Source organism: Flavobacterium pectinovorum (assembly GCF_900142715.1).
GTDB classification, from domain to species: Bacteria; Bacteroidota; Bacteroidia; order Flavobacteriales; family Flavobacteriaceae; genus Flavobacterium; species Flavobacterium pectinovorum.
The window spans coordinates 558,082-572,530 of sequence record NZ_FRBX01000002.1 but is presented as its reverse complement, the minus strand read 5'-3'; the positions used below and the strand labels follow the sequence as shown (position 1 = coordinate 572,530).

The following is a 14,449-nucleotide window of genomic DNA, read 5'->3' as shown; positions in this document are numbered from 1 at the left end:
TGTGTGAAAAAATAATTCGTGAATTCGCGGCGAACCTTTTTTAAACAATTCTTTTCTCTTAAATTTGAGAAACTAAAAAACCAACAAATGAAAATTGTAAAATGGGGAATAATAGGTTGTGGAAATGTAACTGAAGTTAAAAGCGGACCAGCTTTTCAGAAAGCTTCAAACTCAGCGTTAGTTGCTGTAATGCGAAGAGACGCTGCTCTTGCCGAAGATTACGCCAAACGTCATAATGTTTCCAAATGGTATTCGAATGCCGTAGATTTAATAAATGATCCCGAAGTCGATGCTGTTTATATTGCTACTCCGCCTTCTTCTCATAAAGAATATACAATTTTGTGTGCCAAAGCCGGAAAACCGGTATATGTTGAAAAACCAATGGCTTTGACATTTGAAGAATGCAACGAAATGATCAGCGTTTGCAAAGAACATAATATTCCGCTTTTTGTGGCATATTACAGAAGAAGTTTACCAAGATTTTTAAAAATAAAAGAACTAATCGATCAAAATAAAATAGGAACTATACGACACGTAAATTGCGTTTTGTATCATCCGTTTGAAGAAAGATATGACGACGAAATCAACTTGCCATGGACGGTTTTACCGCACATTTCAGGCGGTGGAATTTTTGTCGATTTGGCTTGTCATACTTTAGATTTTCTTGATTTTGTTTTGGGTCCGATTAAATGGGTTCGCGGACATGCAAGTTCACAGCTTCAGGCATATCCTGCAGAAGATTCGGTTTCTATGTCGTTTTTATTCGAAAACGGAATTCACGGAACGGGTTTATGGAATTTTGCCAGTTTTGAACGTTACGATAATACTGAAATTGTAGGTGATAAAGGAAAAATTTCTTTCTCTACTTTTGGAAATGACCCAATACATATTCAATATGCAAATGGCGAAAAAGAGAGTATTACAATTGAAAATCCATTACATATTCAGCAGCCCTTTATTGAAACTGTTGTCGCAGAGCTTTTAGGTAATGAAGGAGTTTCTCCTTCTAAAGGAACTTCCGGAGCAAGAACAACCTGGGTTATTGATGAAGTTTTGAAGGAGTTTAGAGGTTTGAAATAATCATTTTTTTGAATTGCCTTCAGCTTTAGCTGGAGGTGGAAGAATCAATACTAAAAGGCTTTAGCCCAATAACCTCGTGTCTTTTGGCTAAAGCCTTTTTTTATCTTTTACAATTTATACCCCATCTAAAGCTGGAGGCAATTCAAAATGCTATAGATGGATTAAAATCCATCCTTAAAAAATGCGCTATAACATAAAAAGAGGATATTTTAACGAATATCCTCTTTTGTTATAAACTATAAAATTTCTTTACAAAATTATAGGCTGTATTTAAGACCTAAAGTCAAACCTAAACCTGAAATTCCAACGTATGTACTAACATCATCAGTAGCTTTAGTATTATCAAAACCAGCTGCATTAGTTACTTTACTATTTGAAGTAGAATTGATTGTTTCAACATATTTGGTATGACTTGCAGAATATGATGCATCAGGACGGAAAGCAGTTGGAGTGTTTAATTTATCTACACCATTTTCAGTATATATTTCAGTTTCTTTAGTTTTTCCGTGCACTGTAAAGTTACGGTATTCTAATTCAGCAAAAGCCGAAATATGTTTTCCTAATTTATAAGAAGTACCAATAGACGCCATAAAACCAAGTGAAGGATTAGGTTTCACAACATCTTTTGAATAAGCATTTGTTGAAGCAACTTGATTAGCACCTACAAATGTATTGTATTGTCTATCTGTTTTAATATCTAATGTACCGTGAATTGGAACAATAACCCCAACTTTTGTATATGGTTCAAAACCATGAGCTTCACCTAAAAACATTACAAGTGCCGGAGCTAAATCAAAAGCTTTAATTTCTCCTTCTGCAGTAAAGTTCAAATAAGTAACTGGAGCTGTAGCAGATGGATTTGGAGTAACCATTCTGTTTGTAGTTTGTGCCATTGTTTTAGAGTTGCTTATATAATAATTTGCAGCCATCTCAACTCCTAAACGTGCAGAAAAACGGTAACCAGCAGTGATTCCACTTCTAAAACCTTGTCCAAAAGAACCTGTAATTCCTTCTCTTGAAACTAATTTATTATTTGCTAAAGTACCTTCATAAACATCCCTATTTGGTAGTTGACCTCCTACAGTTGGAAACTCTGTCGAAGCAGTTTGATTAAAATATGATCCTCCTAATTTAAAATACCAGCTTTCTGGTTTATCTGCTGTTTCTGTTTGCGCCATTGTGGCCATAGAGCAAACTAATAATCCTAATAAAAATAGGCTCTTTTTCATAATTCTGATTTTAATTAATTTATACAAACTTATAATAATTTAACATATTCCTGTACTCTGTGATACTTCCCTTTGTACGAAAACGTTGTAATTTTGAGCAATATTACTAAAAAACTATTATGCACGCATAATTTTAACTTAAAAAAAATGCATTCTTCTAAATTTTAACTGTTAAAATTTAATTCAGCTTAAAATTTACCTGCATTTTTTCTAATTCCTGCAATAACTCTGTCGAAATCCTGATCTTTAATCGTCGGCTTGGCATTGTCAATTTGGTTACAACCTTTATTTCCTCTACTTCTTTCACTTCCTGCATTTTGGTTTCACTTAATGCTACTTCGTTATCGTCATTTTCACTTTCATCAACAAAAACAGCATCTTCGGTTTCTTCAAACTCATTAGTTGTTTCTACCTCAACTAAACGCTTAATTTTTTCTAATTCCATGATCTCAAAAGTCACTGAATTATCTCCTTTATTATCATTAAATAAATGGCTTAGTTTATGGATAAATTCCGTTTGAAGATCTTTTATATTCAACAATACAACTAATTTTTTAGCAAAGGCTTCAAGTATGTCCTGCAGCTGTCTAATTTCGACAAACTGCATTCTTGGCTCTGATTTTTTCCCTGTATCGTGATTTACCCATCCGTCTTTAATCAATATTTTCAGGAATGCAAAATTGTTCTGAATCAGGAAGTGACGGAATTTTAAATATTCTTCACCAAAAATCTTAAACTCAAAACTTTCATCGTAACCTTCTAAATTAAACACTGCCCAGCCTTTTCCGTTCTTTGCTACACGATGTTGTACGTTATGAATGATGCCTGCAAAAGTCAGGTTTTTGCCCACATATTCGTTCATACTCTTCAACGCTTCCAATCGTGCATTGCAGAAGTATTTCATTTCAAATCTAAAATCATCAAGCGGATGTCCGGAAAGATAAATTCCAACTACCTCTTTTTCTTTTGCCAGTTTTTCCATCGTGCTCCAGTCTTCACAAGGAGGCACAACCGGTTCTGCAATTTGCACTTCACTGGTTTCTCCAAACAAACTTACCTGCGATGAATTTTCGTTTTCCTGAAACTTCGATCCGTAACGCATCGCTTTTTCATAAAACGTAATTCCGTCGCCATCATCATGAAAATATTGTGCTCTTGTAGTTCCTTCAAAAGAGTCAAAACCTCCGGCAAGAGCCAGATTTTCAATCGCCTTTTTGTTGGCTGCACGCAAATCTATTCGCTTTGCCAAATCAAAAATCGATTTATATCTTCCGTCTTTTCTGCATTCTACAATTGTCGCAACGGCTCCGGAACCTACACCTTTAATTGCGCCCATTCCAAAACGAACGGCGTAATCATCGTTTACAGTAAATTTATAATACGACTCATTTACATCCGGACCTAATACCTGTAAGCCCATACGCTTGCATTCTTCCATAAAAAAGGATACTTGTTTAATATCATTCATATTATTCGAAAGAACCGCTGCCATATATTCTGCAGGATAATGTGCTTTTAAATATGCCGTTTGATAAGCAATCCAGGCATAACAGGTTGAGTGCGATTTGTTGAAGGCGTAACTCGCAAAAGCTTCCCAGTCTTTCCAGATTTTCTCCAGAATTTTTGCATCATGACCTTTTTTTGCTGCTTGCTCAACAAACTTAGGTTTCATTTTATCAAGTACATCTTTTTGTTTCTTACCCATCGCTTTACGCAAAACGTCGGCCTCACCTTTTGTAAAGTCTGCCAGCGATTGCGACAAAAGCATTACCTGCTCCTGGTAAACCGTAATTCCGTAAGTTTCTCCCAAATATTCCTCACAGGCATCTAAATCGTATTTGATTTCTTCTTCGCCATTTTTTCTTCGAACGAAAGATGGAATATACTCCAAAGGTCCTGGACGATACAAGGCATTCATTGCAATTAAATCTCCAAAAACCGTTGGCTTTAGATCTTTCATGTATTTCTGCATTCCGGGCGACTCGTATTGGAAGATTCCAACAGTTTCTCCTCTTTGGAAAAGCGCATAGGTTTCAACATCGTCAATTGGAAAAGTATCCGGATCCAGATCAATTCCGGTTCTGTATTTTACCAGTTTAACGGTGTCTTTTATTAAGGTAAGGGTCTTCAGACCCAAGAAGTCCATTTTTAGTAATCCTGCACTTTCTGCAACCGAGTTATCAAACTGTGTTACATATAAATCAGAATCTTTTGCTGTGGTTACGGGAACGAAATTCGTAATATCCGATGGCGTAATAATTACACCACAGGCGTGAATTCCCGTGTTTCGCATGGATCCCTCAAGAATTTTTGCCTGCTGAATTGTTTCTCCTGCCAAATCATCTTCATTGGCAATAGCGATTAATTCTTTTACGTTATCAAATTCATCAGATCGAAGGGCTTTTTTAACATCCTCTTCGTTTTCAGAAATAAAACGTGCCAAATTCCATTTTGAAGGCATCATTGCCGGAATCAGTTTTGCAATTCTATCGGCTTCAAATAAAGGTAAGTCCAATACACGCGCCGTATCACGAATCGCCGATTTGGTTGCCATTTTACCATATGTAATAATTTGCGCAACCTGATTTTTTCCGTATTTATTGATAACGTAATCCATAACACGACCACGACCTTCATCATCAAAATCGATATCAATATCGGGCATGGATACACGATCCGGATTCAGGAAACGCTCAAAAAGCAAATCGTACTTAATTGGGTCAATGTTTGTAATTCCTAAACAATAGGCAACGGCAGAACCAGCCGCCGATCCACGTCCGGGTCCTACCGAAACGTCCATATTTCTGGCCTCGGCAATGAAATCCTGAACGATCAAAAAGTAACCCGGATATCCTGAATTCGAAATCGTTAACAACTCAAAATCTAAACGTTCCTGAATAGATTCCGTAATTTCGCCATATCGTTTTTTAGCTCCAACCATCGTTAGGTGTCGCAGGTATTTATTTTCACCTCGTACACCTCCGTCAGCTTCATCTTCGACAACAACAAATTCTTCCGGAATATCAAATTTTGGAAGTAATACATCACGATAAAGTGAATAACCTTCTACCTTATCTACAATCTCCTGAATATTGATAATGGCTTCCGGCAAATCGGCAAAGAGTTTTTTCATCTCTTCTTCCGACTTATAATAATATTCCTGATTTGGCAATCCGTAACGGTAACCACGACCACGACCAATTGGCGTTGCTTGTTTTTCACCGTCTTTTACACACAATAAAATATCGTGTGCATTGGCATCTTCTTTATTTAAATAATAAGTATTATTTGTCGCAATTAATTTGACATTGTGTTTCTGAGCAAAATCAATCAGGGTTTTATTTACACGATTTTCATCTTCCTGATTGTGGCGCATAACTTCGAGATAAAAATCATCTCCAAATTGTTCTTTCCACCAAATCAAAGCTTCTTCGGCCTGGTTTTCACCGACATTCAGAATTTTACTCGGAATCTCGCCGTATAAATTCCCGGACAAAACCATGATGTCTTCCTTGTATTTTTCGATGATTTTTCGATCAATTCTTGGAACATAATAAAACCCCTCTGTAAATGCAATCGACGACATTTTTGCCAGATTATGATAACCATTTTTGTTTTTGGCTAATAATACAACCTGATTTCCGTTGTCTTTTTTGCTTTTATCTAAGTGATTATCACAAACATTAAATTCACAACCTACAATTGGTTTTATTTCGGTTTCCGTTGGTTCTTCTCCAGCTTCAGCCAAAGCTTTATTTTTTCCGGATGCTGCTTTGTTGTGGTTCATAACAGCACTTACAAAATGGAAAGCTCCCATCATGTTTCCGGTATCTGTCATGGCTACTGCCGGCATTTTGTTTTTGGCTGTAGCTGCAACAATATTCCCAATACCTATAGTCGACTGAAGAACCGAAAACTGTGTATGGTTGTGTAAATGTGCATATTTTGCAGCTTTAAAATCGGCTCTTTCTGAGTCTGAAACCGTAGTTTGTACCTCATCAACTTGTAAAGCTTTTATTTGCTCTCTGATTTTATCAGAAGCTGCTTTTAAATTGATGTGTTTTAATCCTATTAACGGAAATTCCTGTGGATTTCTCTCTTGAAATTCCTTAAAATATTCTTTAGGAACATCCAGTTCTTCTTTCGTAAAAACTTCTCTTCTAATTAACTCTAAGAAACAACGCGTCGTTGCCTCAACGTCGGCAGTTGCATTGTGCGCTTCTGCAAAAGGTTTATCAAAAAGATAACTGTGTAATTCTGTTAAGGTTGGCAGTTTGAATTTTCCTCCACGACCTCCGGGAAGTTGTAATAACGAAGCGGTAACTTCGGTACAAGTATCTAATACCGGCATTGTACTCATTGGAGAATCAACACCCATTCTATGGAATTCGGCTCCCATAATATTAACGTCGAAACCTAAATTCTGACCAACGATAAATTTGGTTTTGCTTAAAGCGATATTGAATTTCTCCAGCACTTCGGCCAGCGTGATTCCTTCGGCTTCAGCCAATTCAGTTGAAATTCCGTGAATACGTTCGGCATCATAGGGAATATTAAATCCGTCAGGTTTAACCAAATAATCCTGATGTTCGATAAGCTGTCCCATTTCGTCATGCAGCTGCCAGGCGATCTGAATACAGCGAGGCCAGTTATCAGAATCGGTAATGGGAGCATCCCAGCGTTTTGGTAATCCGGTTGTTTCGGTATCGAATATTAAATACATAGAGTTAAAATACAAAAATTAAGCTCCAAATTCCAAATTTTTACCATATAAATAATTGATTATATGAATGATACAAATTTGCCTTGTAGAAAATGGAGGAAGTTCAAATTTACGTTTTTTTTAGGCTAATGAAAAACGAATTATCAACAAAAAGCATTAATCAAAATCATTATTAGAAACTGTTAAAAACCAATAAAAATGATAAAATTTCGGTTATTTGATGTTAAAAACTTCGATTATTCATTTTGGATACTCATTGGTTCAAAATGAACACTTTTAACCGCTGCTCTCGCCTGAACTTTGCTTCATCAAATTAAAACAAATTATTATGAAAACAATTTTTATCACAGGCGCTTCATCCGGATTAGGAAAAGCTACAGCAAAATTATTCCACAACCAAGGATGGAATGTAATCGCAACAATGAGAAATCCGGAAAAGGAAGAAGAACTTTCGGGTTTAAAAAACGTGACCTTATTACCATTAGATGTTACCAATTATGACCAAATACAAAGCACGGTTCAAAAAGCTATTGAATTGGGTGATATTGATGTTGTCTTTAACAACGCCGGTTATGGACTGATTGGTCCTTTGGAAAGTTTTAACGACGATCAGATTACCAAACAACTTAACACTAATTTGTTAGGGGTAATTCGTGTTACGAATGCTTTTATTCCGTATTTCAGAGAAAGAAAAAGCGGATTGTTTATCTCAACTACTTCTATTGGCGGATTGATCTCTTTTCCTTTAGGATCTGTATATCACGCAACAAAATGGGGTCTTGAAGGCTGGAGCGAAAGTATGGCTTATGAATTGAATCCGTTTGGGGTAAACATAAAAACCGTTTCTCCGGGCGGTATTAAAACAGAATTTCTGCACGGCTCACTTGATTCTGGATCTAAACCAGAATATGAAGCAATGACAAACGCCTTGTTTGCAAATGTTGATACCATGTTTGAAATGGCATCGACTGCTGAACAAATTGCCGAAGTTGTTTTTGAAGCAGCAACGGATGGAAAAACCAAATTGAGATATGTCGCCGGAGAAGATGCCAAAGCGCTTTACCAACAAAGACTGGAACAAGGCGACGAAGTTTTTCGCACCGCTTTTGGCAAACAATTTTTGGGAGCATAATTTATACTGATACCGCTCAGGTTTTGACAATCTGTGCGGTATTCGTTTTTGATTTTTTATACCTTTATATCATGGAAAAGAAAAATAATAATCCGTCAAAACTTTCTTCTATATCGCAGTTTCATAGTTTATTTAATCTGCCAAAACCATTACATCCAATGATTAGTCTGGTGGATAATACCAAACTGGTCATCAATGCTGAATTGACAAATAATGCCTTTTTGCTAGATTTCTATAAGATATCTTATAAATATTCGACCAACGGAAAAATGGGATACGGTCAGAGCTATTATGACTTTAATGAAGGCGGATTAATGTTTACATCGCCCAATCAATTGATTTTTACCGATAATGAAGAAGGAGCCGAATATTTCGGATTTACGCTGTTTTTTCATCCCGACTTTATTAGAAATTATCCTTTAGGGAAAAACATCAAAAAATATGGGTTTTTCTCCTATGATACCAATGAAGCATTGCATCTTTCTGACACAGAAAAAACAACTATTATAGGATTATTAACAAGCATTGATAACGAACTTCATACCGCAATAGACGAAATGAGCCAGGATGTTATTGTTTCGTATATTGATGTTTTGCTTAATTACAGTAATCGCTTTTACAAACGTCAATTCATCACCCGAAAAACAATCAGTAGTGATTTATTACTTAAAGTAGAAGACACTCTCGATAATTATTTCAATAATGCCGAAACCTTAAAAAACGGATTACCAACAGTCGACTTTTTGGCTTCACAAATTAATGTTTCTACGCATTACCTTAGCGACATGCTTCGCAATTTAACCGGACAAAATGCACAGCAGCACATTCATTCAAAACTAATTGAAAAATCTAAAGACTTTCTGATTTCCACCAATCTTTCAGTGGCAGAAATAGCCTATCAATTGGGTTTCGAATATCCTCAATCGTTCAGTAAATTATTTAAAAAGAAAACCAGCCTGACACCATTAGAATTTAAAAATTCACTGAACTAATCTTCAAAATTATCCTAAAAACATTCTCATAAAAAACTTAGTTTTTATTTTAAAAAACATAAAATTTCATAAAAATACACTTCTTGGATGTCGTAGTATTTAGACATTTTATTGAGTCTAAATAGTGGCTTAAAAAACAGCTTAAAAGCGTTCATAATCCATGAAAGCATCCATTTCGAAAAGAAATCAAAAATAGCAATTATTACTATTTTTATTCATTTTGTTACATATTTTCAAATTAATTATTATATTTTATAGTGATTATAAGATAAATTTGCAAACTATTAAAACAAAGAGCAATTAAACAAAATTAAAGCTAAAAAAGAAAATCAAAATCAATTTCTAAATCATTTTTCTGCCAAAATTTAATACACAAAAGCCTATTCGCAATTTGTATTTTGCTTTGGGTATCGTATATAATGAAATATTGAAATTGACGCATTTGTATCTTTTTTTACTTTTGTTTTGCTATTTAATAAACAGGAATTGCTGTGATTATAGAAATTACAATTAAAAAAAATAAAAATGAGTAAGACATTATTTGACAAAGTATGGGATTCACATGTAGTGCGTAAAATTGAAGATGGACCAGATGTGTTTTTTATTGACCGCCATTTCATTCACGAAGTTACGAGTCCTGTTGCTTTTTTAGGATTAAAAGCAAGAGGCGTTAAGGTTCTTTACCCTGAGCGTACTTTTGCAACTGCAGATCACAATACACCAACCATAAACCAACATTTACCAGTTGAAGATGCGCTATCTGCAAATCAGCTTAAAGCGCTTGAGGATAATGCTGCCGAATACGGTATTTCGCACTGGGGATTAGGTCACATTAAAAATGGAATTGTACACGTAGTTGGTCCTGAAAACGGAATTACTTTGCCAGGTGCTACTATTGTATGTGGAGATTCTCACACGTCTACTCACGGTGCTTTTGGAGCGATTGCTTTTGGTATCGGAACTTCTGAGGTGGAAATGGTGCTTTCTACGCAATGTATTATGCAGCCAAAACCAAAGAAAATGCGTATTAACGTAAACGGTCAATTAAGTAAAGGTGTTGGTCCAAAAGACGTTGCTCTTTATATTATTGCACAATTAACTACTTCTGGAGGTACAGGATATTTTGTTGAATACGCCGGAGATGTTTTCGAAAATATGACTATGGAAGGCCGTATGACCGTTTGTAACTTAAGTATCGAAATGGGTGCACGTGGTGGAATGATTGCTCCTGACCAAAAAACTTTTGATTTCCTTGAAGGAAGACTTTACGCTCCAAAAGGCGAAGCCTGGACGAAAGCTGTTGAATATTGGAAAACTTTAAAAACGGATGCTGATGCTGTTTTTGATGCTGAATTAAACATCAAAGCTTCAGATATTGAACCAATGATTACTTATGGTACTAACCCAGGAATGGGAATTGGTATCTCAAAACATATTCCAAACGCCAATCAGGTTGAAGGCGGTGAGGAAACTTACAAAAAATCGCTTGCCTATATGGGCTTCCATGAAGATGATGTGATGATTGGAAAACCAATTGATTATGTTTTCTTAGGAAGTTGTACAAATGGCCGTATTGAAGATTTCAGGGCTTTCGCCGAAATTGTAAAAGGAAGAAAAAAAGCAGATAATGTAACTGCTTGGTTAGTTCCGGGTTCTCATGTTGTTGAAGCTCAGATTAAAGAAGAAGGTATTTTAGATATTTTGACAGAAGCTGGTTTCGTATTACGTCAACCGGGATGTTCTGCTTGTTTGGCTATGAATGATGATAAAGTTCCTGCCGGAAAATATGCAGTAAGTACCTCAAACAGAAACTTTGAAGGTCGTCAGGGTCCAGGTTCAAGAACGCTTTTAGCAAGTCCAATTATGGCTGCGGCTGCGGCTGTTACCGGAAAATTGACAGATCCTAGAGAATTGTTTTAATTTTATTATCAGGCAGAGTTTCATGAAAAAAATAGTATTAGTATTTACAATTTTAGCTTTTTATTCTTGCAATCAATCTTTAGAAGATAAAATTGTTGGGAAATGGAATTTTGAAAATGTAGATTCTCAAATACTAGACCTTTCAGAATTGCGATACAAAAATTCAAGTCTTAGCAACTTACTGGGAAGTAGTTTTTATGAAACGAATTATTTGTTTTTTCAAAAAGAAAAAAGCTATAAAGGTGTTTTAGGCGTGTACAATGGCATTTATACTGATGGTAATTGGTCTTTTAATGAAAATGATTCGATTGTGTCATTTACTGAAAACAGAATCACAAAACCATTTCTAAAAATAAAATCTGTAAGCGATAAAGAACTACGATTTAGTGTCGTCAGTAAACATCCAACTCTGGATAATCTCATGGAGTTTGTTTTTGTAAAAGAGAATCAGGAATTAAATAATTCGAAATTCGATTATACTCAAAAGCAATTTAATTTATGGAGAAAAAGCCCTGATGAGCCTGAAGATTTAAATCAGATATCAAAACGAGTAAAGCAATGTCTTGAATATTCGGTTACTTATTTGAAATACAATTTAGAGCAAAAGAAAAGCAGCGTTTCATTAAAAGAAATAAGTTTTCTGCCTATCAATTTTTACGATAACGGAATCCAATTGAAAGATCCTGATGAATTACAAAAATGGGACAATGTCTTTTTTAGTAATGTAGATGCTTTAAATGGCCGTGAGATTATTAAACAAATCATTAAAACTGATTTTAGTTTACCAGAAGATAAAAGTGGATTAGAATTAGATATCTACATATTAGAAGAGATAAAAAATAGAATAAAATAAAAAAGACCATCATGGCATACGATAAATTTAATATACTTACCAGCAGCGCAGTGCCGTTGCCAATTGAGAACGTAGATACAGATCAAATCATTCCGGCTCGTTTCTTAAAAGCTACAAAACGTGAAGGTTTTGGAGATAATCTTTTTAGAGACTGGAGATATAACGGAGATGATTCTCCAAAAGCTGATTTCGTTTTAAACGATTCAACTTATAGCGGAAAAATCCTTGTTGGAGGAAAAAACTTCGGTTCTGGATCTTCAAGAGAGCACGCTGCATGGGCAGTTTACGATTACGGTTTTAGAGCCGTAGTTTCAAGTTTCTTTGCTGATATCTTTAAAGGAAACTGTTTGAATATTGGAGTTCTTCCAGTTCAGGTTAGCCCTGAATTTGCTGATACTATCTTTAAAGCAATTGAAGCTGATCCAAAAACAGAATTGGAAATAAACTTGCCAAACCAAACGATTACTTTATTGGCAACTGGTCAATCAGAATCTTTTGCGATTAACGGATACAAAAAGAATAACATGATTAATGGCTTTGATGACATTGATTATCTACAAAATATTAAAGAAGATATTGTGACTTTTGCCGATAAACTTCCTTACTAAAAAATCAGGTTCAGTCCTATGAGACCCGGCAGGTTTTTGAAACTTGTCGGGTTTTTCTAAATTAAATTAGAAAACATAGAACGCAGATCAAACGGATTTGCTATCGCAAAAACGCTAAAAAAAACAGATTTTATTTTTAACTAAAGTAAAAATCAGTGGTAATCTGCGTCTTCGCAAAGCGAATCAGTAAAATCAGTGTTCAAATTAAAATATGGGATATCAGTAATATCCAAACAGTTAGAAATTAGAATATCAATATGGAAAAAAGAAAAATTGAAATAATGGATACGACGCTTCGTGATGGTGAACAAACCTCGGGAGTATCTTTTTCTGCTGCAGAAAAACTGACCATTGCACAATTGTTGTTGGAAGAATTAAATATTGATAGAATCGAAATTGCATCTGCCCGCGTGAGCGAAGGCGAATTTCAGGCCGTAAAAGGCATTACATCCTGGGCAACCGAGAGAGGCTATATTAATCGTATTGAGGTGCTTTCGTTTGTAGACGGAGGTGTTTCTATAGACTGGATGAAAAAAGCCGGAGCAAAAGTGCAGAATTTGTTAACCAAAGGTTCAATGAATCACTTAACGCATCAATTAAAAAAAACTCCGGAACAGCACTTTTCTGAAATTGCCCAAATCATTGCTTTAGCAAAAGAAAATGATATTGAAACCAATGTTTATCTGGAAGACTGGAGCAACGGAATGCGAAATTCTCCTGAATATGTTTTTCAATTTCTGGATTTTTTAGCGACTCAACCGGTTAAAAGGATTTTATTACCTGATACTTTAGGCGTTTTAATTCCATCTTTAACTTTTGAATTTCTTTCAAAAATCAGAGCTAAATATCCACAGATTCATTTCGATTTCCACGCGCATAACGATTACGATTTAAGTATTGCTAATGTTATGGAAGCTGTAAAAGCTGGTATAAACGGACTTCACGTAACAGTAAACGGAATGGGAGAACGCGCCGGAAATGCGCCTCTCGAAAGTACGGTTGCCGTTATAAATGATTATCTGCCAGAGGTAAGTATAAACATCAAAGAAACTTCTCTTTATACGGTAAGCAAATTGGTAGAAACTTTTACAGGCTATAGAATTCCTGCAAACAAACCAATTGTTGGCGATAATGTTTTTACGCAAACTGCCGGAATTCATGCCGATGGTGACAATAAAAATAATTTATATTTTAATGATTTACTTCCGGAACGCTTTGGAAGAAAAAGAAAATACGCTTTAGGAAAAACTTCAGGAAAAGCCAATATTGAAAAAAATCTTCAGGAATTAGGTTTAAAATTAAATCAGGAAGATTTAAAATTGGTTACGCAAAGAATTATAGAATTAGGCGATAAAAAAGAAACCGTTACTAAAGAAGATTTGCCATACATTATTTCAGATGTTTTGGACAGTCATACTTATCAGGATAAAATTACAATTGAATCTTATGTATTAATGCACTCAAAAGGAATGCGTCCGTCTACAACTTTGCTGTTAAAAATTGACGACGAAATTATCGAAGAAAGTGCTCAGGGCGACGGTCAGTTTGATGCTTTTATGAATGCTTTGTCGAAAATTTACAAAAGTAAAAAACTAACGCTTCCAAAATTAATTGATTATGCAGTAAGAATTCCGCCCGGAAGTAGCTCTGACGCCTTATGCGAAACAATTATAACCTGGACAAACAACGGAAAAGAATTTAAAACCAGAGGATTAGATTCTGATCAAACAGTTGCTGCAATTATTGCAACTCAGAAAATGCTGAATGTAATTGCTTAAGATAGTTGCAAAGGTTCAGAGCTACAAAGGCACCGAGGTTTTTATACCTGCTTTTAAAAACTTTGAACCTTTGCTCCTTTGTCACTTTGAACCTATAAAACAATAATTACTTAAAAACAAATCTTAACATCAGT

9 protein-coding genes are annotated in these 14,449 nt (G+C 35.2%); 7 read left to right on the top strand and 2 right to left on the bottom strand.

Annotation, left to right across the window (positions count from 1 at the left end):
- The first annotated feature begins 87 nt into the window (after nt 1–87).
- Nucleotides 88–1,080, top strand: coding sequence for a Gfo/Idh/MocA family protein (locus tag BUE22_RS09035; protein ID WP_073394689.1), 993 nt, complete (start codon nt 88–90; stop codon nt 1,078–1,080).
- Nucleotides 1,081–1,337: 257 nt separating this feature from the next.
- Here BUE22_RS09035 and BUE22_RS09030 read toward each other — a convergent pair whose 3' ends face one another.
- Nucleotides 1,338–2,309, bottom strand: a complete 972-nt coding sequence (locus BUE22_RS09030; RefSeq protein WP_073394681.1) for an outer membrane beta-barrel protein — start codon at nt 2,307–2,309, stop codon at nt 1,338–1,340.
- Nucleotides 2,310–2,487: 178 nt separating this feature from the next.
- Nucleotides 2,488–7,032: a DNA polymerase III subunit alpha gene (dnaE, locus tag BUE22_RS09025; protein ID WP_073394678.1), complete on the bottom strand. Its 4,545-nt coding sequence runs from the start codon at nt 7,030–7,032 to the stop codon at nt 2,488–2,490.
- A gap of 328 nt (nt 7,033–7,360) precedes the next feature.
- On the opposite strand from dnaE, the gene BUE22_RS09020 reads away from it, so the two are divergent.
- The 6 genes from BUE22_RS09020 to BUE22_RS08995 all read left to right on the top strand — a co-directional run bounded on the left by BUE22_RS09020 (nt 7,361) and on the right by BUE22_RS08995 (nt 14,315).
- Nucleotides 7,361–8,164: an SDR family oxidoreductase gene (locus BUE22_RS09020; protein ID WP_073394675.1), complete on the top strand. Its 804-nt coding sequence runs from the start codon at nt 7,361–7,363 to the stop codon at nt 8,162–8,164.
- A gap of 71 nt (nt 8,165–8,235) precedes the next feature.
- Nucleotides 8,236–9,156, top strand: coding sequence for a helix-turn-helix domain-containing protein (locus tag BUE22_RS09015; protein WP_073394671.1), 921 nt, complete (start codon nt 8,236–8,238; stop codon nt 9,154–9,156).
- A gap of 525 nt (nt 9,157–9,681) precedes the next feature.
- Entirely contained in the window at nt 9,682–11,076 is a 1,395-nt protein-coding gene (gene leuC, locus BUE22_RS09010) for a 3-isopropylmalate dehydratase large subunit (RefSeq protein WP_073394668.1), read from the top strand.
- A 22-nt stretch (nt 11,077–11,098) separates the two neighbouring features.
- A complete protein-coding gene (locus BUE22_RS09005) occupies nt 11,099–11,929 on the top strand; it encodes a hypothetical protein (RefSeq protein WP_073394666.1) in 831 nt (276 codons plus the stop codon).
- An 11-nt stretch (nt 11,930–11,940) separates the two neighbouring features.
- Nucleotides 11,941–12,537: a 3-isopropylmalate dehydratase small subunit gene (leuD, locus tag BUE22_RS09000; RefSeq protein WP_073394664.1), complete on the top strand. Its 597-nt coding sequence runs from the start codon at nt 11,941–11,943 to the stop codon at nt 12,535–12,537.
- A 257-nt stretch (nt 12,538–12,794) separates the two neighbouring features.
- Entirely contained in the window at nt 12,795–14,315 is a 1,521-nt protein-coding gene (locus BUE22_RS08995; protein ID WP_073394661.1) for an alpha-isopropylmalate synthase regulatory domain-containing protein, read from the top strand.
- Nucleotides 14,316–14,449: the final 134 nt, after the last annotated feature.